Source organism: Arthrobacter sp. CP30 (assembly GCF_053470025.1).
Genome location: NZ_JBQEMM010000013.1, coordinates 1 through 24,084 on the forward strand (window position 1 = coordinate 1; position 24,084 = coordinate 24,084).

At 70.1% G+C, this 24,084-nt stretch carries 23 protein-coding genes; 13 read left to right on the forward strand and 10 right to left on the reverse strand.

Translation table 11 applies throughout. The features are described 5' to 3' along the window. Positions 1–444: 444 nt before the first annotated feature. The gene (locus ACTIMO_RS14955) at positions 445–891 is read right to left on the reverse strand and encodes a PLD nuclease N-terminal domain-containing protein (RefSeq protein WP_448182901.1); all 447 of its coding nucleotides are present in this window, start codon (positions 889–891) and stop codon (positions 445–447) included. A 30-nt stretch (positions 892–921) separates the two neighbouring features. On the opposite strand from ACTIMO_RS14955, the gene ACTIMO_RS14960 reads away from it, so the two are divergent. Next, on the forward strand, positions 922–1,218 hold the full coding sequence (locus tag ACTIMO_RS14960; RefSeq protein WP_448182902.1) for a DUF4229 domain-containing protein: 297 nt from the start codon (positions 922–924) through the stop codon (positions 1,216–1,218). A gap of 39 nt (positions 1,219–1,257) precedes the next feature. Here the strand turns inward: ACTIMO_RS14960 and ACTIMO_RS14965 are convergent, their stop codons facing one another. From ACTIMO_RS14965 to ACTIMO_RS14980, 4 genes are all read right to left on the reverse strand, one after another. Then, positions 1,258–2,142 (reverse strand): 1,4-dihydroxy-2-naphthoate polyprenyltransferase, encoded by an 885-nt coding sequence (locus ACTIMO_RS14965; protein ID WP_055767559.1) that lies wholly within the window; start codon positions 2,140–2,142, stop codon positions 1,258–1,260. Positions 2,143–2,195: 53 nt separating this feature from the next. Continuing rightward, entirely contained in the window at positions 2,196–3,326 is a 1,131-nt protein-coding gene (locus ACTIMO_RS14970) for an AMP-binding protein (RefSeq protein WP_055767562.1), read from the reverse strand. Positions 3,327–3,333: 7 nt separating this feature from the next. Beyond that, a complete protein-coding gene (locus ACTIMO_RS14975; RefSeq protein ID WP_448182903.1) occupies positions 3,334–4,287 on the reverse strand; it encodes a 1,4-dihydroxy-2-naphthoyl-CoA synthase in 954 nt (317 codons plus the stop codon). 100 nt (positions 4,288–4,387) lie between these two features. Then, on the reverse strand, positions 4,388–5,137 hold the full coding sequence (locus ACTIMO_RS14980; RefSeq protein WP_448182904.1) for a GAF and ANTAR domain-containing protein: 750 nt from the start codon (positions 5,135–5,137) through the stop codon (positions 4,388–4,390). A gap of 100 nt (positions 5,138–5,237) precedes the next feature. On the opposite strand from ACTIMO_RS14980, the gene ACTIMO_RS14985 reads away from it, so the two are divergent. Beyond that, on the forward strand, positions 5,238–6,119 hold the full coding sequence (locus ACTIMO_RS14985) for a tyrosine-protein phosphatase (RefSeq protein ID WP_448182905.1): 882 nt from the start codon (positions 5,238–5,240) through the stop codon (positions 6,117–6,119). Positions 6,120–6,269: 150 nt separating this feature from the next. On the opposite strand, the gene ACTIMO_RS14990 is transcribed toward ACTIMO_RS14985, so the two are convergent. Beyond that, positions 6,270–7,133 (reverse strand): SGNH/GDSL hydrolase family protein, encoded by an 864-nt coding sequence (locus tag ACTIMO_RS14990; protein WP_422390573.1) that lies wholly within the window; start codon positions 7,131–7,133, stop codon positions 6,270–6,272. A gap of 20 nt (positions 7,134–7,153) precedes the next feature. Further along, positions 7,154–7,504 (reverse strand): PaaI family thioesterase, encoded by a 351-nt coding sequence (locus tag ACTIMO_RS14995; RefSeq protein ID WP_235498697.1) that lies wholly within the window; start codon positions 7,502–7,504, stop codon positions 7,154–7,156. A 530-nt stretch (positions 7,505–8,034) separates the two neighbouring features. Between ACTIMO_RS14995 and ACTIMO_RS15000 the strand changes: the two genes are divergently transcribed. From ACTIMO_RS15000 to ACTIMO_RS15020, 5 genes are read left to right on the forward strand one after another with little or no spacing between them, the layout of a single operon-like run. Next, a complete protein-coding gene (locus tag ACTIMO_RS15000; protein WP_448182906.1) occupies positions 8,035–9,327 on the forward strand; it encodes an ABC transporter substrate-binding protein in 1,293 nt (430 codons plus the stop codon). 3 nt (positions 9,328–9,330) lie between these two features. Then, entirely contained in the window at positions 9,331–10,317 is a 987-nt protein-coding gene (locus tag ACTIMO_RS15005) for a carbohydrate ABC transporter permease (RefSeq protein ID WP_055767580.1), read from the forward strand. Further along, on the forward strand, positions 10,314–11,228 hold the full coding sequence (locus ACTIMO_RS15010) for a carbohydrate ABC transporter permease (RefSeq protein ID WP_448182907.1): 915 nt from the start codon (positions 10,314–10,316) through the stop codon (positions 11,226–11,228). The genes ACTIMO_RS15005 and ACTIMO_RS15010 overlap by 4 nt, the downstream gene beginning before the upstream one ends. After that, complete coding sequence (locus ACTIMO_RS15015) at positions 11,225–12,694, forward strand: GH1 family beta-glucosidase (protein WP_448182908.1); 1,470 nt, start codon at positions 11,225–11,227, stop codon at positions 12,692–12,694. The genes ACTIMO_RS15010 and ACTIMO_RS15015 overlap by 4 nt, the downstream gene beginning before the upstream one ends. Next, on the forward strand, positions 12,694–13,773 hold the full coding sequence (locus tag ACTIMO_RS15020; protein ID WP_448182909.1) for a LacI family DNA-binding transcriptional regulator: 1,080 nt from the start codon (positions 12,694–12,696) through the stop codon (positions 13,771–13,773). Before ACTIMO_RS15015 ends, ACTIMO_RS15020 begins: the two co-directional genes overlap by 1 nt. On the opposite strand, the gene ACTIMO_RS15025 is transcribed toward ACTIMO_RS15020, so the two are convergent. Beyond that, entirely contained in the window at positions 13,704–15,899 is a 2,196-nt protein-coding gene (locus tag ACTIMO_RS15025; RefSeq protein ID WP_448182910.1) for a S9 family peptidase, read from the reverse strand. The genes ACTIMO_RS15020 and ACTIMO_RS15025 overlap by 70 nt on opposite strands. A 186-nt stretch (positions 15,900–16,085) precedes the next feature. Between ACTIMO_RS15025 and ACTIMO_RS15030 the strand changes: the two genes are divergently transcribed. From ACTIMO_RS15030 to paaZ, 4 genes are read left to right on the forward strand one after another with little or no spacing between them, the layout of a single operon-like run. Continuing rightward, positions 16,086–17,294: a thiolase family protein gene (locus ACTIMO_RS15030; protein ID WP_448182911.1), complete on the forward strand. Its 1,209-nt coding sequence runs from the start codon at positions 16,086–16,088 to the stop codon at positions 17,292–17,294. Continuing rightward, positions 17,294–18,040 carry an enoyl-CoA hydratase/isomerase family protein gene (locus tag ACTIMO_RS15035; RefSeq protein WP_055767599.1) on the forward strand — a complete coding sequence of 249 codons (747 nt, stop codon included), beginning with the start codon at positions 17,294–17,296 and terminating at the stop codon, positions 18,038–18,040. The genes ACTIMO_RS15030 and ACTIMO_RS15035 overlap by 1 nt, the downstream gene beginning before the upstream one ends. After that, positions 18,040–18,978, forward strand: a complete 939-nt coding sequence (locus ACTIMO_RS15040; RefSeq protein WP_448182912.1) for a 3-hydroxyacyl-CoA dehydrogenase family protein — start codon at positions 18,040–18,042, stop codon at positions 18,976–18,978. Before ACTIMO_RS15035 ends, ACTIMO_RS15040 begins: the two co-directional genes overlap by 1 nt. Next, the gene (paaZ, locus tag ACTIMO_RS15045) at positions 18,975–21,062 is read left to right on the forward strand and encodes a phenylacetic acid degradation bifunctional protein PaaZ (protein WP_448182913.1); all 2,088 of its coding nucleotides are present in this window, start codon (positions 18,975–18,977) and stop codon (positions 21,060–21,062) included. The genes ACTIMO_RS15040 and paaZ overlap by 4 nt, the downstream gene beginning before the upstream one ends. Before the next feature lie 125 nt (positions 21,063–21,187). On the opposite strand, the gene ACTIMO_RS15050 is transcribed toward paaZ, so the two are convergent. Continuing rightward, the gene (locus tag ACTIMO_RS15050) at positions 21,188–21,997 is read right to left on the reverse strand and encodes a type IV toxin-antitoxin system AbiEi family antitoxin domain-containing protein (protein ID WP_448182914.1); all 810 of its coding nucleotides are present in this window, start codon (positions 21,995–21,997) and stop codon (positions 21,188–21,190) included. 285 nt (positions 21,998–22,282) lie between these two features. Beyond that, the gene (locus ACTIMO_RS15055) at positions 22,283–22,897 is read right to left on the reverse strand and encodes a TetR/AcrR family transcriptional regulator (RefSeq protein ID WP_055767609.1); all 615 of its coding nucleotides are present in this window, start codon (positions 22,895–22,897) and stop codon (positions 22,283–22,285) included. A 146-nt stretch (positions 22,898–23,043) separates the two neighbouring features. Here ACTIMO_RS15055 and ACTIMO_RS15060 point away from each other — a divergent pair, with 146 nt between their 5' ends. Then, positions 23,044–23,487, forward strand: coding sequence for a hypothetical protein (locus ACTIMO_RS15060; RefSeq protein ID WP_448182915.1), 444 nt, complete (start codon positions 23,044–23,046; stop codon positions 23,485–23,487). A gap of 114 nt (positions 23,488–23,601) precedes the next feature. Beyond that, positions 23,602–24,006: a DUF7793 family protein gene (locus ACTIMO_RS15065; RefSeq protein WP_448182916.1), complete on the forward strand. Its 405-nt coding sequence runs from the start codon at positions 23,602–23,604 to the stop codon at positions 24,004–24,006. Positions 24,007–24,084: the final 78 nt, after the last annotated feature.

A 24,084-nucleotide genomic window follows, 5' to 3' on the forward strand; every position in this document is an offset into this window, starting at 1 on the left:
GACTCCCGGTGGCCGGCACCCTGTGCGCTGCGTCCCTCCCATCGTCCAGCAGGATGACGTGGAATGGTCGAGCCCTCCCAGGTGCGGAGGCCTCGGGCGGGCAGATCCGCACCTGCAGTGCCCGTGGTGTGCCCATGCGCTGTGGGCCGGAGCTCCTGCGTGGGCGCCTGAGTACCTTCCTGCTGCGTGCTCGGCACCCCGGGCACTGCAGGTGCGGATCTGCCCGCCCGAGGCCTCCGCACCTGGGAGGGCTCGACCATTCCACGTCATCCTGCTGGACGATGGGAGGGACGCAGCGCACAGGGTGCCGGCCACCGGGAGTCCGCGACGGCCGATGGACGCCCTCGGTAGGCCCGCGACGGACGATGAACGCCTTCGAGAGGTCCGCGACGGACGATGGACGCCCTCGTCAGGCCCGGACACCGAAGGTCCTCGGAAGGCCCGCTAGGGGCGGTGGACTCCCGCGGGGCCGGATCCGGCGTCGTCGTTCCCCTCGCCGTCGGCCTTGCCGTCGTCGGCAGGGCCCCGCGCATCCCGCTCGCGCGCTTTCGCGTCGAGATCCTTCTGCTCCTGCTCGCGCCGTCGACGTTCCTGCTCGCGCGCCTGCTGCCGCCGCTGTGCCTCGAGGTTCTGGAGGAAGGCGGGATCGTCATCGGGTGCGGTGGGTTTTCGCGGTGCAGGCCGGCGCGGACCGGATGGGCCGTCGTTGCGCGGGCGCCCCAGGAGGAACCACATGCCGGCTCCGATGAGCGGCAGGACGAGGATCGTGATGAACCACGCGGTCTTGGAGATGCTGCGTACCTCGTGTTTGCGACTCATCACGCAATCGATGAGCGCGTAGATGATGACGGCGACCCCGAGGATCGCGGCGAACAGCAGGAGGCGAGGCATGCGCCAATTGTAGGCGAGTAAACTTGGAGTGTGGCCTTCCTCAAATTCAGCGCCCTGCGCCTCCTGCTGATCGTCGTGTTCTATGTGGCCTGCGTGCTGCTGGGCCTCGGACTGTTCTTCTCCGCCGTGGTCGCCGCGATCCTCGCCTGGTGCCTGACCTACCTCTTCGCCCGCGACCTCCGGGACGCCGCGGCAGCGGCGCTCCAGCGTCGGTTCACGCCGGGGGCACCACCTGTGCGCACCGCCGTCGAGCTCGACGACGCGGCCGCGGAGGACGCACTGGACCCCAACATGCCGGTCAACTCCGACCGCAAGCCCCGTGCCTAGCAGGACGCGCGCAGGAAGACCCCGCCAGGACTGCAGGAGCTAGGCGAGGGCCGTGGTGATGACGATTCCGGCGCCGAACAGGATGCTGAAGGCGAGGTTGATCAGGCCCGTCTGCTTCAGGACCGGGATCAGACTCTTGCGCTTCTTCCCCTTGAGCATCAACCAGCTGGGCATGAGGCAGGCCGGGATGAGCAGGAGCACCAGCAGCACCCACGGGTAGTCGTAGCTGAGCAACAAGGGCAGCAGGACGGCGGCCGCCAGCATCATGACATAGCTGATGCGGGCGGCGGTGTCGCCCAGCCGCACCGCCAGGGTCCGTTTGCCCACCATGCTGTCCGTGGGGATGTCGCGGACGTTGTTGGCCATCAGGAGTGCCGTGGCGATCAGCCCGGTGCAGACGGCGCCGATCCATGCCGGTGCGGAGAGCTGGTCGGCCTGGGTGTACGTGGTGCCGAGGGTGGCGACGAGCCCGAAGAACACGAAGACGAAGACGTCACCGAGCCCCAGGTAGCCGTAGGGGTTCCTGCCGCCGGTGTAACCCCACGCCGCCGCGATGCAGCCCACACCGACCAGCAGGAGTATCCAGGCCTGGGACAGGACGATCAGGGCGAGGCCCGCCAGCATCGCGACGCCGAACGCCGTGAAGGCCGCCCGCTTCACCTGCCGGGGCTCTGCTGCGCCGGAGCCGGTGAGACGGAGGGGACCCACGCGCTCGTCGTCGGTCCCGCGGATGCCGTCCGAGTAGTCGTTGGCATAGTTCACGCCGACCTGCAGCAGCACGGAGACGATCGCGGCCAGCACGGCGTTGACGGGCTTGAACTCGCCGAGCCCGAAGGCCGCCGCACTGCCGATGATCACCGGGGCGAACGCCATCGGCAGGGTTCGGGGGCGGGCTCCTTCGAGCCACTGAGCGGCAGTCGCCACGGGGAGGTCCTTCTGGTCGGTGCGGATGTCGGGGGAGCCCTCTGCCCGGAGGGTCAGGCGCGTTCGAGGAGGCTGTGGATGGTGCGGCGGTCCGGCTTACCGCCCGGCAGCAGGGGGAAGGCGTCCAGGGTCACGATGGCCTTCGGCACGGCGTGTGCTCCCAGTTCGACGTGGACCGCCTGTCGGATGACGTCGGCGTCCACGTCGCCCACGATCGCCGCCGCCACGGCCGAGCCCCACTCCTCGCTGCGGACGCCGAGCACCATGGCCTGTTCGACGCCCGGAAGCGCCTCGATCACATCGGTGACCTTCGCGGCGGAGACCTTCAGGGCGCCGGTGATGATGACGTCGTCGAGCCTGCCGTGCACCGTCACCGAGCCGTCGAGGGCCACGTCCCCGGCGTCGTCGGTCGCGAACCACCGCTGGCCTGCGTTGAAGACGAACCGCTCCTCGGTGAGCTCGGGCGCGCCCAGGTACCCTTCGGCGAGGACCGTTCCACCGATGCGCAGGCGTCCGTCGACGGAACGGAGGTCGACGCCGTCGAGCGGGACGCCGTCGTACACGCACCCGCCGCAGGTCTCGCTCATACCGTAGGTCTCGACGATCCGCAGGTCGTGGCTCCGCGCAAGGGAGCGCAGGGCGGAACCGGCGGGTGCACCGCCGAGGAGGATCCGGTCGAAGCGCCGCAGGACCCGCAGGGTCTCCGGGGAGGGATCGGTCAGCAGGCGGTGGAGCTGCGTGGGCACCAGCGAGGTGAAGCGGACCTTGTCCGTCAGTTCGGCCGCCCCCGCGGTGAAGGCTGCCGGGGTGAAGCCCGCCGAGGTGTCCATGACCCACGGCTGCGTCCCGGCGAAGAGCGACCGGACCAGCACCTGGAAGCCGGCCACGTAGTGCACCGGCAGGGTGAGGAGCCACTGTCCCTCGCCCTTCAGGGCGAACGCCGTCCCCATGGCCGAGGCGGCGAGGGCGTCGACGCTCAGCATCGTCTGCTTGGGTGTGCCGGTGGACCCGGAGGTGCTGATCACGGCGGCGATCTCGTCGTTGGGCAGCGTGCCCCGGAACTCCTGGCCGGGGAGCACGTGGGGGGCGACGGCGGGACCCTCACCGGCGAGTGCCGCGGCGAGGGATGGGAGCAGCTCCAGGGGATCGGAACCGTCCGGGGTGTGGACGGGAAGAAGTTCCACGCCGCTCCTAGAAGTAGTAGGGGAACGAGGACCAGTCGGGAGCGCGTTTCTCGAGGAACGCCTCCTTGCCCTCCACGGCCTCGTCGGTCATGTAGGCGAGGCGCGTCGCCTCGCCCGCGAAGACCTGCTGCCCGGCGAGGCCGTCGTCCGCCAGATTGAAGGCGAACTTCAGCATACGGAGGGCCTGCGGGCTCTGCCGGGCGATGTCCGCCGCGTATCCGAGCGCCACCACCTCCAGCTCCGCATGGTCGACGGCCTCGTTGACGGCCCCCATCTCCACCATCTCCGCCGCCGAGTACTCACGCGCGAGGAAGAAGATCTCCCGCGCCTTCTTCTGCCCGATCTGGCGCGCGAGGAGCGCGGACCCGTATCCGGCGTCGAAACTGCCCACGGTCGCGTCGGTCTGCTTGAACTTCCCGTGCTGCGCCGAGGCGATCGTCAGGTCCGCGACGACGTGCAGGCTGTGCCCCCCACCGGCTGCCCAGCCGTTGACGACGGCGATCACGACCTTCGGCATGGTGCGGATCAGGCGCTGAACCTCCAGGATGTGGAGCCGTCCGGCGCGTGCCGGGTCGATCGTCTCCCTCGTCTCGCCCTCCGCATAGCGGTAGCCGTCCCGGCCGCGGATCCGCTGGTCGCCGCCGGAGCAGAAGGCATGGCCCCCGTCGCGAGGGCTCGGCCCGTTGCCGGTCAGCAGGACCGTGGCGACCTCGGGGGTCATGCGGGCGTGGTCGAGCGCGCGGTACAACTCGTCGACGGTGCCCGGGCGGAAGGCGTTACGGACCTCGGGGCGGTCGAACGCGATGCGCACCGTGGGGATGTCGCGCACCACGTCGCCGTCGTGGTCGCGCTCCACCTGGCGGTGGTAGGTCAGGTCCGTGAAGTCCTCGAATCCTGCGACGACGCGCCAACGAGCGGGGTCGAAGGTGTCGGATACCGAGGCGGGGAGCTCTGAAGTCACCCGTCGAGTCTAGCCGCGCGGGAGGCAGGCCCTGCCGAGCTTCCTGCGCGATGCAGGCCGCGGCGTGCCGGGGCGAAGGCCCCGGCTGCCACGGTTCCGGTCACGGCGCAGGCGGGGGACCCGCGGTACCGCCGCCGGAGGCGACGACGGCGGCCGCCACGTCCCGCAGCTTCAGGTTGCGGACGCTGGAGGCGCGCTCGAGGAAGGTCAGCGCCTCCTTCTGCGAGCAGTGGTTCTGGGCCATCAGGATCCCGACGGCGGTGTTGATCGTCGACCGCGAACGCAGGGCGGCGTCGAGATCGTCCCGCTCGGAGGCGAGCACGGCGAGACGGACGGCCAGCCGGAGTGCATTCGAGGTCTCCCGGACGAACTCGTGCGCGACGCCGATCGAAGCGGCAGGGAAGGCATCGGGGGACGAGCTGTAGAAGTTCAGGCCCGCGTCCGCCTCGTCAGCGAGGTGGAACGGCGTGCCGAGGATGGAGCGTACGCCCAGTCCGCCCGCCGTCGGCAGGTAGTCGGGCCACCGGTCATCCTGCAGCGTGTCCGGGACATACACCGTCTCGAGCGAGCGGGCTGCCGTGATGCACGGCCCCTCGGCCACGCGGTTCTGCTCGTCGTCCAGTCGCCGCGCGTCCTCGTTGCTCCAGGCGACGGTCATGGGGCGTCGGCGGCGCAGCAGGGAGACGGCGCACATCACCTGGTGGTCCGGCGTCGTGAGCCGGTGTGCGGCCCGGGCGGCGATCTCCTGCAGGAATTCGTGGACGTCCTCCGTCCGGGTCACGAAGTCCAGGAGATCGCCGTCCACCGATTGCTCGACGGCGCTGCTGTCATCGGTCCCGTTCGGCGTCATCGGACCACCGTACTCAGCGCCGGCCGCCGATGCAGGAGGCTTGTGCGTCGACGATGGGCCGTGCGCCGCCCGCCGGACTGTGCTTGCTAGGCTTCGGCGCATGGACGCCGCACCGGTCTCGAGCCCGCTCCACCCAGTCCCGCCCGTCCGGTCCGGCGCGCCGGTGCCGCCCGTCCGGTCCGGCGCGCCGGTGTCGCCCGCCGCGGACGCGGGACCGTCCGGCTCGCACACGCCGGCAACCGCAGCCGCGGCACGGGCTCCGCTCTGGGACGGAGCGGTGAACGCGCGTGACGTCGGAGCGGTCGTGTCCGCTGTGCAGCCGGGGCGCCTCTACCGGATGGGCCGGCAGGAGTGGGTCACGGAGGCGGGGTGGGAGCAGGCCTGGGATCACGGCGTCCGCACCGTGATCGACCTGCGCAAGCCGTTCGAGCTGGGACGACGTTCCCCCGATCCGCGCGTCCAGCCGGACGTCCTCGCCCGGTTCCTGGTCCTCAACCTGCCGACCGAGGACCAGGCGGACGCCGACTTCATGGCGTTGACCGGCCCGTACCTGAACACCCCCGAGCACTACCGCGAGAACCTGGACCGCTGGCCGGAGAAGTTCGGGGCCATCGCCCGGGCGTTCATCACCGCACCACCCGGGGGAGTCGTCATCCACTGCGCCGCCGGCAGGGACCGGACGGGCATGGTGGTGGCGCTGCTGCTGGCGGCGTCCGGCATCCCGCATCCGGAAATCGGCGCCGACTACGCGAGAGCCGTGACGGCGATCAATGACCGCTACCGGGGCCAGGAGGTGCCGCACGAGACGCCGCGCTCCGACGAGGAACTGACCGAGTGGCTCACCGTCGCGCAGGGGCACCTCCGAACGCTGCTGTCCTCGCTCGACGCCGCCCGCTACCTCCTCGACGCCGGACTCACGGAGGCCGAGCTCGACCTGCTGCGCGCGCGGCTCACCGGTCCGCGAGCACCCGCGCACCGCTAGCGACGCCGACCGGGCGGGCGGCGCCAGGGCCGGGAGCCGGCCCCGCAGGACCACCGGGCATCCGACGACCGCGGAGCCGCTCGTCCCCGACGGGAGATCCCTGCCCGCCAGGACCGGGTGCTGCTGGACCTGCCCAGCGGCAAGGGGTGATCAGCGCTGCAGCTGGGCGAGGTTGACCGAGCTGCGAACGGCGGGGAAGTACCCCGACTTGTACCCCTCCGCCGTCGGGTGCAGATTGTCCACCGCACCGGCGCGGAAGGTGATCCACGGCGACGGGGAGCCGAGGCCGTGACCGTCGAACTTCTGCACGAGGTCCACGAAGGTGTACCCGTGCGCCTCGGCCTGGTTCCGGATGACCGCATTGAGCGCATCCGTCCCGGCGTTGAAGGCCGTCTGCGAGGCGACCGGGATGACCGGGACGCCGAACTCGGGCGAGAACAGGTGGGGGTACCCGGTGACGGCGACCGTCGCGTTCGGCGCGGCCGCATCGAGGGAATCGAAGAGCGTGTCCAGGTTCCGGTCGAGCACCGGCAGCGCTGTCGCGTTCTTGCCGGCGATCACCTGGGCGCAGACGGCCGTCGACTGCGTGGCGCACACACCGGCGATCTCGCCGAATCCGACGTCGTTCCCGCCTGCCGAGAGGGTGACGAGGTCCGTGGCGGGGGAGAGCGCGCCTGCAGCCGCCACCCGGGCCACCTGCTCGGGGAGATCGAGGGCGCCACCCGGCTCCGTGGCGGCCTTGGCTCCTGCGCAGGTGGCGTCGGCGACGAGCTGCACCTGCTTCTTGCCGTCCAGGATGCCGGGCAGGCCCAAGGGTGACTGGCCGCACGCGTTCACGTAGGAGCCGGCACCGAAACCGGAGGCGTAGGAGTCACCGAGCGAGACATAGGAGAGCGGCTGCTTGGGCGCTGCTGCCGCGGGGGCGGCACCACCGGCCAGGAGGGCGGAGGCTGCGGTCGCGAGGACGGCGAACCTGAGGGAGTGCTGACGGAGGACACGCGCGGCGGGAGTCATGGCCTAACGGTACTCGCGGATCAGCGCTTGTCGAGGAGGAGGTTCGTGATCCTCAGGGTGCACAGCCGCCCGCCTGCCGCATCGGTGATCAGGACCTCGTGGGTGGTGAGGGTCCGGCCCAGGTGGATCGGGGTCGCGGTGATGGTGATGACGCCCTCGCGCGCACTCCTGTGATGGGTCGCGGACACGTCGACACCGACGGCCGTCCGGCCGAGGGTGGAGGCATGGATGACCGCGGCCCAGGAGCCGACCGCCTCCCCGACGGCCAGGGAAGCACCGCCGTGCAGCAGTCCGAAGGACTGACGGTTGCCCTCGACAGGCATCGTGGCGACCACGCGTTCCACGGACTGCTCGAGGATCCGCACGCCCATCTTCTCGTCGAGCTCGCCGAGGGTGATGGTCCAGGGTGCGGGGGATTCGTGGGTCACGGCTGCGGTCTCCGGGGCGGTGGAACGGGGTCGGTCGACGGCAACTCTAGCCCTTCCCCGGGGGAGTCCTCGGGTTCCCGATCGCGTCCTTCCGGTAACGATCCCATCACGAAGACCATCATGTCCCGCCCCTGACCTGCGACGATGCTGCGCTCTCGAAGTCTTCCGCACACCGTGGAAGCGCTCCCACTTGACAGTGCCATACGTCACAGTCAGGATGATCTGACAGCGTGAGAGCGCTCCCACCGCTCCTGATCAGCGTGGCGGGAACCGACGTCTCGGGCTGCCGAATCCACTCGCTCCGGCGGCGGGTTCCGGGTGCTCCCGGTTCTCGCCGCCGCCACCCCCGTCCTGGTCCCGGTTCGTCATCCATCGCGGTGAGAGAACCCGTCCGGCCGCCAGGAAAGTCCACCCAAAGAAACCCTTCGACAGCCCTGCGCCCGCAGGTGTCGAAGCTGACAAAGGAGTCACCCGTGCACAGCAGAGCACGCATCACAGCACTTTCCGCCGCGGCGGCATGCCTCGCCCTGGCCCTCACCGCCTGCGGATCCGGCGGAACCGAGAACGCAGGAACCGAAGGCGAGACCGGCACCGAGGACGTCACCCTCTCGGTCGGCACCTTCAACGAGTTCGGCTACGAGGAGCTCTTCACCGAGTACGAGGAGCTCAACCCGAACGTCACGATCGAGCACAAGAAGGCTGCGACCTCCAACGAGGCCCGCGACAACCTCACCACGAGGCTCGCCGCCGGCTCGGGCCTGTCCGACATCGAGGGCATCGAGGTCGACTGGCTGCCCGAACTGCTCGAATACCCCGACCAGTTCGCCGACCTCAGCGATCCCGCTGTCGAGGGCCGCTGGCTGGACTGGAAGACGGCGGCCGCGACCACCGAGGACGGCCAGCTCATCGGCTACGGCACCGACGCCGGCCCCCAGGGCGTGTGCTACCGCGCGGACCTCTTCGAGAAGGCCGGCCTGCCGAGCGACCGCGAGTCCGTCGCGGACATGCTCGACGGCTCCTGGCAGGACTACTTCGACGCCGGGAAGGAATTCGTCGCCGCAAGTGACGGCGTCGCCTGGTTCGACTCCGCCGGAGCCACCTACCAGGGCATGATCAACCAGGTCCAGAACGCCTACGAGGACAACGAGGGCGCGGTCATCGCGACCGACAACTCCGAGGTCAAGGACATCTACGAGCAGGTCCTCCAGGCCTCCGTCACCGACGGACTCTCGGCCCACCTCACGCAGTGGGAGGACGACTGGGTGGCGAGCTTCCAGTCCGACGCCTTCGCCACCAAGCTCTGCCCGGGCTGGATGCTCGGTGTCATCGAGGGCAACGCCGAAGGCGTCGAGGGCTGGGACATCGCTGATGTCTTCCCCGGTGGCGGCGGCAACTGGGGCGGCTCGTACCTGACTATCCCGACGCAGGGTGCCAACCAGGCCGAGGCGAAGAAGCTCGCCGAGTGGCTCACGGCTCCCGAGCAGCAGGTCAAGGCCTTCGAGTCGAAGGGGACGTTCCCCAGCCAGGTCGAGGCGCTCGAGAGTGACGCGCTGCTGGGCCAGACCAACGCCTTCTTCAACGACGCGCCGACCGGCGAGATCCTCGCGAACCGCGCCACCGCCGTCGAGGTCACGCCGTTCAAGGGCCCGAAGTACTTCGCCATCAACGACGCGATGCAGCAGGCCCTGACCCGCGTGGACGTCGACGAGACCGACGATCCCGACTCCTCCTGGGAGAAGTTCGTCACCGCTGTGGGCGCTCTGTAGCCGATGGCCGTCACGGACCGGGTCCACACCCCACCCCCTACGAGACAGCGGGCTCCACGCGACAAGAGCGTGAAGCGGCTGGCCTTCTCCCAGAAGGTATCGAAGTGGGACGTCAAGCTGTCCCCGTATCTCTACATCTCACCGTTCTTCCTGCTCTTCGCCGTCACGGGGCTCTTCCCGCTGCTCTACACGGCATGGGTCTCGCTGCACTCCTGGAACCTCATCGGAGGCCAGGGCGAGTTCACCGGGCTGGAGAACTACGAGTTCGTGCTCGCGCAGCCGTTCTTCTGGAACGCGGTAGGCAATACGTTCAGCATCTTCCTCCTCTCGTCGGTCCCGCAGGTCGTCATCGCCATCGCCATCGCCGCGGTGCTGGATGCGAACCTCAGGGCCCGGACGTTCTGGCGGATGGGCGTCCTGGTTCCCTTCGTGGTGGCCCCTGTGGCCGTGGGGCTGATCTTCAACAACCTCTTCGCCGACCAGGCAGGCCTGGTCAACGAGATGTTGGTGGGGGTGGGCCTGGACCCGGTCCGTTGGCACTCCGACTCGCTGGCGAGCCATGCGGCCATCGCCACCATGGTCAACTTCCGCTGGACGGGCTACAACGCCCTGATCTTCCTCGCGGCCATGCAGGCCATCCCGAGGGACGTCTACGAGGCCGCGACCATCGACGGTGCGGGCCGGCTCCGCCAGTTCTTCTCGGTCACCGTGCCGATGCTTCGCCCCACCATCATCTTCGTGGTCATCACCGCCACCATCGGTGGACTCCAGATCTTCGACGAGGCCCGGGTGTTCGACCAGGCCGGCCTCGGCGGGGCGGACCGCCAGTGGCAGACGCTCACCATGTACATCTGGGAGCTCGGCTGGGGCCAGCGCAACTTCGGGAGGGCATCCGCCGTCGCCTGGCTGCTGTTCCTGATCATCGTCATCATCGCGATGGCGAACTTCCTCATCACCCGCCGCATCGCCAACCAGGGAGGCCGACAGTGAGCTCCGTCCCCATGATCGAGCAGACCGCGGGCAAGGGCGCTGCCCGGGCCGCCCAGCGTGGCCTGGGCGCCCGGCGCCGCGGAGGGGCCGGCGGGACCATGCGACGCCCCGGCTTCCTGACCTACGGCTTCCTCGGCGCGGTGATCCTCGGATCCGTGTTCCCGCTCTGGTGGTCCTTCCTCGTGGGCAGCCACGACAGCTCGGTGATCAGCAAGGGCGTCCCGTTGACTCCGGGCGGCAACTTCCTCGCCAATGCCGCCACCGTGCTGGACAGCATCCCGTTCTGGAAGGCCCTGAGCAACAGCATCATCGTCTCCACCGTCACGGCCGCCTCGGTGGTGCTGTTCTCCACGCTTGCCGGGTTCGCGTTCGCCAAACTCCGTTTCCGCGGCAGCAAGGTCCTCCTCGTGTTCGTCATCGCCACCATGGCGGTGCCGACACAGCTCGGCGTGGTCCCGCTGTTCATCGTGATGGCGAAACTCGGGTGGACCGGCTCCCTCTGGGCCGTGATCGTGCCCGGCGTCGTCACGGCTTTCGGTGTCTTCTGGATGACGCAGTACCTGCGCGACGCGCTGCCCGACGAACTCATCGAGGCCGTGCGGATCGACGGCGCGTCGATGATCCAGGCGTTCTGGTACGTTGGGCTGCCGGCAGCACGGCCCGCGGCCGCGATGCTCGCACTCTTCACCTTCGTCGCGACGTGGACCAACTTCTTCTGGCCGTTCATCGTGCTGGATCCCTCCAACCCCACCCTCCCGGTGGCCCTGCAGCTGCTCCAGGCGGCGCACTTCGTCGACTACTCGATCGTGCTTGCCGGGGCCGTGCTGTCCACCATCCCGCTGCTGCTCCTCTTCGCCGTCGCGGGACGCCAACTCGTTTCAGGAATCATGCAAGGAGCAGTCAAAGGATGAGCAGCACCGACATCACCTTCCCCGAGGGTTTCCTCTGGGGTGCGGCCACCGCGGCCTACCAGATCGAGGGCGCAGCCCGGGAGGGCGGCAGGGGACCGTCCATCTGGGACACCTTCAGCCGGGTGCCGGGGGCGGTGGCGGATGCACACAACGGCGACGTCGCGTGCGACCACTACCACCGGTCCGCCTCGGACGTCACCCTCATGAAGAGCCTCAACCTGCAGGCGTACCGTTTCTCGACGTCGTGGTCGCGCTGCATGCCCGACGGCGTCACCCCGAACGCGGAGGGTATCGCGTTCTACTCGGCACTCGTGGACCAGCTCCTCGAAGCGGGCATCAAGCCGTGGCTCACCCTCTACCACTGGGACCTTCCGCAGGCCCTCGAGGACGAGGGCGGCTGGACCAACCGCGAGACGGCCCACCGGTTCGCCGAGTATGCGGCAGTCATGCACGAGGCGCTCGGGGACCGCGTCCGCGTGTGGACCACGCTCAACGAGCCGTGGTGCGCGGCCTTCCTCGGCTACGCCGCGGGCATCCATGCCCCCGGCCGCCAGGAGCCGACGGCGGCGCTCGCCGCCGCGCACCACCTCCTGCTCGGGCACGGACTCGCCACGCAGGAGCTGCGCCGGCGTGACGCCGAGGCGACCCTCGGCATCACGCTGAACCTCACCGTCCCCGACCCGCTCGATCCCGAGAGCGAGGCGGACCGCGATGCGGCCCGCCGGATCGACGGGCAGTTCAACCGCATCTTCCTCGATCCGGTCCTCCGGGCCGCCTACCCCGAGGACGTGCTCGCGGACGTCGCGCACCTGGGGATGACGGAGCACATCCGGGAGGGCGACCTGGAGATCATCGGCACACCGATCGACGTCCTCGGGGTGAACTATTACCACGGCGAGGCCGTCACCATGACGCCGGCCGGGGGGTCCGTCCCGCAGGAGGGCCATGCGCCGCTCGAACGCCCGATCTCCTCGCCCTACGTCGCGGCACACGGCGTGCGCTCGGTGCCGCGCGGCCTGCCTGTCACCGCGATGGACTGGGAGGTGCAGCCGGAGGGACTCCGCCGGCTGCTCAACCGCCTGCAGGACGAGTACACGGGACCTGCGGGGATCCCCGTGTACATCACCGAGAACGGGGCGGCGTACGACGACGTCCCGGACGAGGGTGGTTTCGTGGACGACCAGGACCGACTCTCCTTCTTCGACCAGCACGTCCGGGCCATGAAGGACGCGATCGACGACGGGGTGGACCTTCGGGGTTACCTGGCCTGGTCCCTCCTGGACAACTTCGAATGGGCGTGGGGCTACCACCAGCGCTTCGGTCTGGTCCGGGTGGACTACGCGACCCAGGAGCGTATCCCGAAGGCCAGCGCCCTCTGGTACGCGCGCCTCGCCGCGACCAACGCGCTGAGCGCCGACGCCTCGGCCGCGGACGCGGGAAAGCCGGGTGTCGTATTGTCGAGGTGATGAACGCCTCCCCGCCCCGGTCACTGCGCCAGGTGCCAGGCCGCCCGAGCCCCACGCTCGAGGACCTGGCCCTGGCCGCCGGGGTGTCGCGCTCCACGGCCTCGCGCGCGATCAACGGAGGGGACCGCGTCAGCCCCGAGGCACAGGCAGCCGTGGACCGCGCCGTGGTGTCCCTCGGCTACATCCCGAACAGGGCTGCCCGCAGCCTGGTGACGCGGCGCACCTCCTCGATCGCGCTGGTCATCCCCGAACCCGACGTCCGGGTCATGATGGACCCCTTCTTCGCCGTCGTCATCACCGGGATCACGGAGGCGCTCCGCGAGACCGACGTCCAGCTCGTGCTGCTGATGTCGAGGACCGACGACGACTCCGCGCGCACCCTGCGCTACCTGCGCGGAGGCCACGTGGACGGCGCGATCGTCGTCTCCCACCACAAGGCCGATTCCTGGGCGAGATCGCTCTCCGAGACCGGCCTGCCCACCATCTTCATCGGCCGCCCGTGGGACACGGCGTTCGACGTCACGTATGTGGACACCGACAACGAGGGCGGCGGGCGCATCGCCGCGCGGCACCTGAGCGGTATCGGTCGCCGCCGGCTCGGGACCGTCGCCGGACCCGCGGACATGACGGCCGCGGTCGACCGCCTCCGCGGCTGGCAGGCGGGCCTCCGCGAGGCGGGCCTGCCCGAGGGTCCGGTGGTCCACGCCGACTTCACGACCGACGGGGCCGCCGCTGCCGCCCGGCGGCTGCTGGCCGAGCACCCGGACATCGACGGCATCTTCGCCGCGTCCGACCTCATGGCGCTCGGCGTCATGGAGGCCATCCAGGCGGCGGGCAGGAGCGTGCCCGGGGACATCGCCCTCATGGGCTACGACAACCACGCCGTGGCGGAGACGGCGGCCACGCCCCTGACGACCATCACGCAGCCCATGGTCGAGATGGCCGTGAAGGCGGGCACCATGCTCCTCGAGGAGATCGAGGCTCCGGGCTCGCACCCGGAGCCCGTCATCTACTCGACCGAGCTCGTGGAACGCGCCAGCACATCCGTGGCACCGACGGCCTCGGCGGCGAAGGCGTAGTCCCACGCGATGTCGCGCCAGCGGGAGTAGCGCCCGCTGGCGCCGCCGTGGCCACCGTCCATCTCGGTCTTCAGGACGATCGGCTCCGCGCCCGTCGTCGTCTCCCTGAGCTGCGCCACCCACTTGGCCGGCTCGACGTACAGGACCCGGGTGTCGTTGTAGCTCGTGACGGCCGCGATCCGCGGGTAGGCCACCTGCCGGACGTTCTCGTAGGGCGTGTACTCCTTCATGTACCGATACACCTCGGGGTCCGTGATCGGGTTGCCCCACTCCTCCCACTCCAGCGCGGAGAGCGGGAGCTCCGGGTCGAGGATGGTGGTCAGGGCGTCGACGAACGGGACCTGCGCCACGATCGCCCGGTACTTCTCGGGCGCCAGATTCGCGACGGCACCCATGAGCAGTCCGCCCGCCGAACCACCGATCGCGGCGATGCGCGCAGGGTCCACCCAGCCCGAGGAGCCGATGTAGGTGGTGGCATCGACGAAGTCCGTGAACGTGTTCTTCTTCGCGAGCTTCTTGCCCTGCTCGTACCAGGTCCGGCCCATCTCGCCGCCCCCACGGATGTGCGCGGTCACGTAGACGATGCCGCGGTCCAGGAGCGAGAGCCGCGCGATCGAGAAGGCGGGGTCCATGCTGACCTCGTAGCTGCCGTAGGCATAGACGACGGCGGGATGCGTGCCGTCCTGCGCGAGGTCGGCGCGGCGGACCACCGACAGCGGGATCAGGGTGCCGTCCGCGGCCGGAGCCCACTGCCGCTCGGCGACGTACTCCGCCGCGTCGTACCCGCCACGGACCTCGGTCTCCTTGCGCAACTCCAGTGAACCGGCCGCGAGGACGTAGTCGTAGACGCGGGGCGGAGTGAGGTAGGACGTGTAGGAGAGCCGGATGACGGGGGATTCGAACTCGGCGTTCGCGAGGTTGCAGGTGAACAGCTCCTCGTCGAAGTCGGGTTCCGTCGGCAGCTCCTGGTCGCTCGATCCGAGACCTGCCAGCGGCAGGACCTGGACGCGCTCGATGGTGTCCTTGCGGACCGAGAGGACGAGGTGGGTCTGCGTGACGGTCAACCCGTTCACGCGGACGGCGTCGTCGTGCGGGAGGACCGTCGTCCACTCCTGGTCCGCGAGCGGACGGGCGAACTCCGTGGCCCGGACGAGGCTGACCATCGAGTTCTTCGCGTCGCGGTCGTGGGTGAGCAGGTAGTGCGCGGTGCCGTCGACGACGACGGGCTCGGCGTCGTACAGGATCCGCTCGTCGCGGGAGATCAGCGTGGTGAGGCCGGTGTCGGGCCGGGCGAGGTCGAGGACGCGGTACTCGCTGTACTCGGAGCAGCCGATGCTGATGAGGAGTTGCGTGCGGTCCGCCGAGACCTCGAAGCCCGTCCACATGGCCACGTCGTCCTCCTGGTAGACGACGTCGTCATCCGTCACCGGGGTGCCGAGGGTGTGCGAGCGCACCTGGTACGGGCGCCACGAGTCATCGACGACGGTGTAGTAGACGCGGGATCCGTCGGGGGAGAAGGCGAGGCCGTAGAAGACGTTCGGCACCTCGTCGGGGAGGAGCTCGCCGGTCGTCAGGTCCTTGATGCGGAGCGTGAAGCGCTCGTCGCCGGCGTTGTCCTCGCAGTACGCGAGCAGCGTCCCGTCCTCGGTCACGGACAGGCCGCCGAGGGAGAAGAAGGGCTTGCCCTCGGCGAGCTCGTTCCCGTCGAGCATGATCTGCTCGCCGGGCACGGGGCGCCCTGGCACCACCTCCGGCGGCGTCCAGTCACGGCCCACATCACCCGTGTCCGCCGCGGCGACGCGGCACTGGATGCCGTACTGCTTGCCCTCCTCGGTGCGCGAGTAGTACCACCAGCCCTTCTTGCGGGCGGGCACCGACAGATCGGTCTCCTGGGTGCGGTCCTTGATCTCCGTGAAGATGGCCTCGCGCAGCGGCTCCTGGTGCCGGGCGACGGCTTCGGTGTAGGCGTTCTCGCGCTCGAGGTACTCGATCAGCTCCGGGCTCTCCTTGTCGCGCATCCACTCGTAGTGGTCGACGAAGGTGTCCCCGTGGCGCGTGCGGTCGGAGGGGACCTTCCTGGCGGGGGGCGGGACGGGGACTTCAAGCGCGGTGGCGTCAGCGGTCATGGCTCCCATCTTGCCACTGCCCGCGCGGCGGGGGTCGACCCGCCGGGCCCGGTCTCCCTGGTCGGGTTGCCGCCGGTTGACCGTGCAGGGCGGGCATGTAAGGGTGGAGCAGGCCTTTACAGAACGAGCGTTCAGTAATTCGTTCCGAGCGACGGGGCCGGACCTGTGACGACGAGGGAGACGACCATGGCCGAGGCATTCCTGGTAGGGGGAGTCCGCACCCCCGTGGGCCGTTACGGCGGGGCACTGTCCAGCGTCCGCCCCGACGATCTCGCGGCGCTCGTCCTCTCCTCGGTGGTCCAGCGTGCCGGCCTCGATCCGGCCGCCGTCGACGAGGTGATCCTCGGCAACGCGAACGGCGCCGGCGAGGAGAACCGCAACGTCGCGCGCCTCGCGTCCCTGCTCGCAGGGTTCCCGGACACCGTCCCCGGCATCACCGTCAACCGCCTGTGCGCATCCGGCCTCTCCGCCATCATCATGGCCTCCCACATGATCAAGGCGGGTGCCGCGGACATCGTGATCGCGGGCGGCGTCGAGTCCATGAGCCGCGCGCCCTGGGTCATGGAGAAGCCGGACAAGGCTTTCGCCAAGCCGGGCGCCGTCGTCGACACCTCCATCGGCTGGCGCTTCACCAATCCGCTGCTCGCCGCACGGGAGAAGACCACCTACTCGATGCCCGAGACGGCCGAGGAGCTCGCCTCGGTGGACGGCATCACGCGCGACGACGCCGACGCCTTCGCGCTCCGGTCCCACGAGCGGGCGCTGGCCGCGATGGAGGCGGGGCGCTTCGACGACGAGATCGTGTCCGTGCAGGTCAACCGGGGCCGCACGTCCTTCGCCGTGGACACCGACGAGGGGCCGCGCGCCGAGACGACCCTGGAGGTCCTCGGGAAGCTCCGCCCCGTCGTCCGGCCGGGCGGGATCGTCACGGCCGGGAATTCCAGTTCGCTGAACGACGGCGCGTCCGCCGTGATCGTCGCCTCGGAGGCGGCCCTGCAGCGCTACGGGTTGACGCCGCGGGCCCGGATCCTCGACGGCGCCTCCGCCGGTGTGCCCCCGGAGATCATGGGGATCGGCCCCGTCCCCGCCACGCAGAAGGTCCTGGACCGGACCGGAGCGGGCATCGCCGATCTCGGCGCCGTCGAACTCAACGAGGCCTTCGCCACGCAATCCCTCGCATGCATCCGCCGCCTCGGCCTCGACGAGGAGATCGTGAACCGGGACGGCGGGGCGATCGCCCTCGGCCACCCGCTCGGCTCCTCGGGCTCCCGCATCGCGATCACCCTGCTGGGGCGCATGGAGCGGGAACTCGGCGGGGAGGCGCGCCGGCTCGGGCTCGCAACCATGTGCGTGGGCGTCGGCCAGGGCACCGCGATGCTGCTCGAGGGCGTCTGATGCCCGCCGCGCTGCAGCTCACCGAAGACGAGGGCTCGAACGCCCTGGTCGTCGAACTCCACCGGCCCGAGGTCCGCAACGCCATCGACCGGCAGATGGTCGATGAGCTGCATGCCGTCTGCGCGGACCTCGAGCGCGCTCCGCGCACGCTGATCCTGATCGGGTCCGGCGGCGTGTTCGCCTCGGGCGCAGACATCGCCGAGCTGAGGGAACGGCGGCGCGACGACGCTCTCGCCGGCATCAACTCGACCCTGTTCGCCCGCATCGCGGCCCTGCCGATGCCCGTCATCGCCGCCCTCGACGGCTATGCGCTCGGCGGCGGTGCGGAACTGGCCTTCGCCGCCGATCTCCGCATCGGCACACCGCGCCTGAAGATCGGGAACCCCGAGACGGGCCTCGGCATCCTGCCCGCAGCCGGAGCCACCTGGCGCCTGAAGGAGCTCGTGGGGGAGCCGCTCGCGAAGGAGATCCTCCTCGCAGGGCGCATCCTCTCCGCGGAGGAGGCCCTCGACGCACGCCTCATCTCCTCGATCCACGAGCCGGACGAACTCCTGCCAGCAGCCCACGGACTCGCGGACCGGATCGCCCGCCAGGATCCCCTCGCCGTCCGGATCACGAAGAGCGTCTTCCACGCCCCCCGGGAGTCGCATCCGGTGATCGATCACTTGGCGCAGGCCATCCTCTTCGAATCCGAGGCCAAGTTCGAGCGCATGCAGCAGTTCCTCGACCGGAAGAAGGGTTCCTGATGACCTCCCTCGACGTCCCCTCGGTCGCCGGTGTCCCCACCTGGGTCGGCGTGCTCGGCGGTGGCCGCATGGGCGCGGGGATCGCGCACGCCTTCTGCCTCGCGGGCGCGCGCGTCGTCGTCGTCGAGCGTGACGACGCCGCAGCCGCGGCCGGGCTCGACCGCGTGACACAGGCCCTCGGGCGCAGCGTCGACCGCGGGACGACCCCGGAGGACCTCGGAACCCTGTCCGCCCGCGTCTCGGTCTCCACGGACTACGCCGCCTTCACGGACTGCGGGCTCGTCGTCGAGGCGGTTCCCGAGGACCTGGACCTCAAGCGGCACGCACTGCGGGCCGTCGAGGACGTGCTCGACGGCGGCGCCTCGCTCGCCACCAACACGTCGTCGCTCTCGGTCGATGCGCTGGCCGGCGCCCTGCGGCGGCCGGAGCGGTTCTGCGGCCTCCACTTCTTCAACCCCGTCCCCGCCTCCGCGCTGATCGAGGTGGTCGTGGGCAGCCAGACCTCCCCGGAGCTCGAAGCCGCCACGCGGACCTGGGTGACCGCGCTCGGCAAGGTGCCCGTCGTCGTGCGGGACACCCCCGGTTTCGCCAGTTCGCGTCTCGGCGTCGCGATCGCCCTGGAGGCCATGCGCATGCTCGAGGAGGGCGTCGCGTCGGCGGAGGACATCGACGCCGCGATGGTCCTCGGGTACCGGCATCCGGTCGGGCCGCTGCGCACCACGGACCTCGTGGGCCTCGACGTCCGCCTCGGCATCGCCGAATACCTCGAGTCCACACTCGGCGCCCGTTTCACCCCGCCGTCCATCCTGCGCGACAAGGTCGCCGCGGGGCATCTCGGACGCAAGAGCGGCCGCGGCTTCTTCGACTGGGAGGATGCGCCGTCGTCCTCCGACTCCCCTCCTCCCTCGGCACAACCAGCGAAAGGTGAGCGGCCATGACCACCGCCCCGGAACGAGTACAGATCGACGTCGTCCCCAGCTTCATCGAGGACGCCTGGTGGACGCCCGACCGCACCGCCGCGGACGACGACGGCACCGTGGTGCGCGACGCCAGCACGGGCGAGGAGCTCGCCGTCGTCAGCACGGCCGGGATCGACACCGCCGCGGCGATCGGGTTCGCGCGGGCCACGGGGCAGGCCGAACTCGGTCGCCTCACCTTCCACGAGCGCGCACTGAAGCTCAAGGAGCTCGCCCAGTACCTCAATGCCCACCGCGAACCGCTGTACGAGCTGTCCGCGAAGACCGGCGCCACGAGGATCGACTCGATGGTGGACATCGACGGCGGCATCGGCGTGCTCTTCACGTTCGGCTCGAAGGGCCGCCGCGAGCTGCCGAACTCGCACGTGATCGTCGACGGCCCGCCCGAGGTGCTCTCGAAGGACGGCTCCTTCCTCGGGACGCACATCCACACGCGGATCCCGGGCGTCGCCGTGCAGATCAACGCCTTCAACTTCCCGGTGTGGGGCATGCTCGAGAAGCTCGCCCCCGCGTTCCTCGCCGGCGTCCCGACCATCGTGAAGCCCGCCACGCCCACCGGGTTCCTGACCGCCGCCGTCGTGAAGCTCATCATCGGCTCGGCGATCCTGCCGACGGGCGCGCTGCAGCTGATCTCCGGTCCCGCCCGCGACATCCTCGACCACCTCGACTACCGCGACCTCGTCTCCTTCACCGGTTCGGCCTCGACGGCCAATCACCTCAAGTCGCACGCATCCATCGCGCGCGGCGGCGTCCGCTTCACGTGCGAGACGGACTCCCTCAATGCGGCCATCCTCGGACCCGACGCCGTCCCCGGCACCCCCGAGTTCGACGCCTTCGTGAAGTCGCTCGTCACGGAGATCACGGTCAAGGCCGGCCAGAAGTGCACGAGCATCCGGCGGTCCATCGTGCCGGACGCGCTGGTCGAGGACGTCGTCCGGGCTGCCGGCGATCGGATCCGGGAGCGTGTGACCCTCGGGGACCCACGCGCCGAGGGCGTCACGATGGGTGCACTCGCCTCCCTCGCCCAGCTCGAGGGGGTGCAGGAATCCGTGCGCGAACTGATCGCGGGCGGCGCGTCCCTGGCGTTCGGGTCGCTGGACGCGCCCGACGTCGTGCTCGCCGACAACACCTCCGGCAAGGCGCCGGGCGGGGCGTTCATGGAACCGGTGCTGCTCACCTGGCAGGACGTCGAAGCCGGGGCCCTCCACTCGGTCGAGGCCTTCGGCCCCGTCGCGTCGGTGATCGGGTACGACGACGTCCAGCACGCCGTCCGCCTCGCGGCCCTCGGATCCGGCTCGCTCGTCGCCACGGTCTGCACCAACGACCCCGCTGTGGCGCAGGAGCTGGTCCTCGGCATCGCGGCGCACCACGGCCGCGTGCTCATCCTGAACCGCGAGGACGCCCGCTCCTCGACCGGGCACGGCTCGCCCGTCCCGCACCTGGTGCACGGTGGACCCGGCCGGGCCGGCGGCGGCGAGGAACTCGGCGGGATGCGCTCGGTGCTGCACCACATGCAGCGCACCGCGGTCCAGGGCTCCCCGAACATGCTCACGAGCATCACGGGCGAGTGGCACACCGGAGCGGACCGCCGCTTCGACGACGTCCACCCGTTCCGCAAGGACCTCGCGACGCTGCGGATCGGCGACAGCGTCCGGTCCGAACTGCGGCAGGTGACGCTGGCGGACATCGCCGCGTTCGCAGAGACGACGGGCGACACGTTCTACGCGCACACCAACGAGGAGGCCGCGGCCGCCAACCCGTTCTTCCCCGGCATCGTGGCGCACGGCTACCTGCTGCTCTCCTGGGGCGCCGGCCTGTTCGTCGATCCCGAGCCCGGGCCCGTCCTCGCCAACTACGGCCTGGAGAACCTGCGCTTCATCACGCCGGTCGCCGCAGGTGATTCCATCCGGGTCACGCTGACGGCCAAGCGCATCACCCCGCGGGAGACCGACGAGTACGGCGAGGTGGCCTGGGACGCCGTCCTGCACAACCAGGACGACGAGATCGTGGCGACCTACGACGTCCTGACCCTCGTGCAGAAGTAGCCGGAGTTGCTGGTCCCGGTTCCGGGGCGCCGTTCCGCCCATTCCGAGCTCGTCGGTCGGCGTTCCTCCCATTGACCGAGGCCGGTCAGTGGGAGGAGGCGCCTCTGCCCACCGACCGGACGCGGTCATCGGGCAGAGTGCACCTCAAGCGTCGCCCTGACGAGCCGGAGGAAGGTGTCCGGATCGTTCTGCAGCAGGGGCCAGGTGACGCGCGGCACGGGCATGCCCCGTGCAGTCAGCAGGTTCCCCCGGCGACGGTCCTCCTCGAAGGCGGGCCGGTCACTGTGGTACTCGTGTCCGTCGGCCTCGATCCCCAGGACTCCATCGACAACGAGGTCGGGACGACCGACGCCGGACACCTGCACCTGCGATGCGACGTGGAACCCGGCCTCGAGCAGGCGATACCTCGCAACCGTCTCGAGGATCGACTCGGCCTGCGGATCGATCAGCGCCACGATCCGGCGCAGGGTGCCGGACCTGTGCCCGACGACGTGCTCCCGCAGGTCATCGAGCGTGACGGAACCCTGGACGACTGCTGATTCGACGATGGACAGGGCATCGAGTTCCGGCAGGCACCGCATCACCTGCAGGCACACGACGAGGTCCGTCACGGGGCGTGCCGCCCGATGGACGCGCAAGCCGGCAGTGTCGATCGGCCGCCCGTGGTCCGTGGCGACATGCATCAGCCCGGGTCGTCGGAGGATCCAGAGCCCGCGGTGCTGCGCCGCACTGACGGAGGCGAGTTCGGTGCCCAGCTGGAGCGCGGCCACGACCACGGGATCATGGTCCGGAAGCGCATAGATGCCGCGGGCAACCCGGAGGACCTGACCCCGCTCGCACGCCTTCGCGATGGCGGCCCTCCCCGTGCCGGCTGCCACGAGCTCCGGCAGCCGGGCCACCCCACCCAGCTCGGAAAGCAGGTGAACGACAGTCATGGGACCACTGTGACGGTCCGTCGGGATCCAGGGTGCCGTGTTGTCCCTCTGTGGACGACGCCATGGCCCCGTTGCGGTGACGCGCCAGCCCATTCACCGGCTTCCGTCGGTGGGAAGGAGTGCCCATTCCCACTGACCGGCAACGGTCGGTAGGAAGAGCTCACGTCGTCGGGCGGTTCGGTACGGGCATCGGCGCCGCGGGGCGCAGTCGGTATAGAGCAGTCGGCATAGATGGGGAGGGACGCTGGTGGGTGGGAGGCCCACCGACGCCGGGGAGCAGCCCGGTCAGCGCCGGTGCAGGCCGTCGAAGACCATGAGGATGATGTCGTCGGCCAGCTTGTCCGCGGTGAGCGGTCCTCCGGGTCGGTACCACTCCACGATCGAGTTGATGGTCCCGAAGATGAGGCGCGTCGTGGTCCGCGGGTCGATGTCGTCGCGGATGGAGCCCTCGTGGCGGGCGGCGTCGACGAGCGCGGCGATCTCACGGTCGAATCTCCGGCGCCGGTCGAGGGCTTCCCGCTCCACCTCCGTGTTGCCGCGGAGCCGCAGCAGGAGCGTGACGAAGGGGAGGCGCTCCGTCAGGACGGCGATGGTGCCACGGAGCACGAATTCCAGGCGGGCGTCCGCGGCGCCGGTGCCCGCGCGGCTGTCCTCGAGCACGGCCTCCAGCCCGCCGAGCGCGTGGTCGAGCGCGAGCCGGAGGAGGTCGCCCTTCGACGGCACGTGGTGGTAGATCGCCGACTTGCTGATGCCGAGTTCCTCGGCGAGCATGCCCATGGAGGTCGCCTCGTAGCCGTGGCGGTTGAAGGCCGTGACGGCGACGGCGAGGACCGACTGCTGGTCGTACCCGGGACGTCCCCGGCGGGCAGTGGGGAGCGGAGCGGCTCCGGCAGCAGTCATAGGGTCATTTTTGCACGACCGTTCGGTCGGGAGAGCGGGCGGGACGGCGGGCCACGGCGTCACAATCGAACACAATCCTTAGTTTGCCTAGAGAGTAGTAGCCTTACTGTCGATACCACCGCACCACCCGTGAAAGGGCGCTCACCGTGCCGACCACCTCCTGGGACCTCCGTCTCCACGCCCTGACCGCCTTCATGGACGCCGAAGGCCGCGAGCCCTCGACCCGATCCGCCATTGCCGGGGAGCACCGGCTGGCCCTGTGGCTCGACGAGCAGCGGAAGTCGGTGCGCGCCGGACGGATGGGGCCCGCCCGCCGGGAGATCCTGCAGCAGGCGGGATTGCTCACGGCGGACGAGATCGGCAGTCCCCGCACCGGCACGGCGTGGCTCAGGGTGGCCAGTGTGGCCGAATTCGTCGAGGAGGAGGGCCGGTTGCCGTCCTTCGTGGCGCCGGCGACGGCGGGCGAGAAGCGCCTTGCGGACTGGATGCACGTGCAGCTCTCCGGCCGAGCGGCCGAAACGGAGCCACTGCGTGCACTGCGCGCCATCCTCGACGCGGTGGCCGTCGACGGGCTCGCGCACACCGTCTGAGCTCGCGCCTCCCTTACTCCGCTTCCTGACGGGTGATAGGTTCGGCGCACGTGCAGCGCTGCAATGGACCCGGACGTCCCCGGGCCGCCAGGGCGGCATTCTGCGAGGAAGCCGATGGACAGTGTGGTGGCGGCGAGCGGCCGAGCGACAGTCTCCCTGATCGCGCCCGGCCTGCAGCGCCTCTCCTGGAGTCCGGGGACGCACATCGATCACGACGACGCGCTCTCGGTGCTCGCCGCGAGCAGGATCATGTCCTCCGGCGGGCCCTACGCCATCCTGGTCGACATGACGACGACGGTCGACGTCCGCTCCGATGCGCGGGCGGCCTTCAACGGGGAGTCGCTCGTGGTCGCGGCCGCCCTGCTGGGCGACGGGCCGATGGACGAGGTGCTGGCTGCAGGAGCATGCAGGGCGGTGCATCCCACCCGGTACTTCACGTCCGTCTCCCTGGCGCTCGCCTGGCTGGAGGAACGTCTCGCTGACCGGCAGATCCCGTCCGGCGACCCGTCGTTCCGTTGACTGCTCAACGCCCTGCTCCCTATACTGAACGAACGGTCGGTAAATACGCCGCATACGTCCAGACGAGCGAGGTAGCAC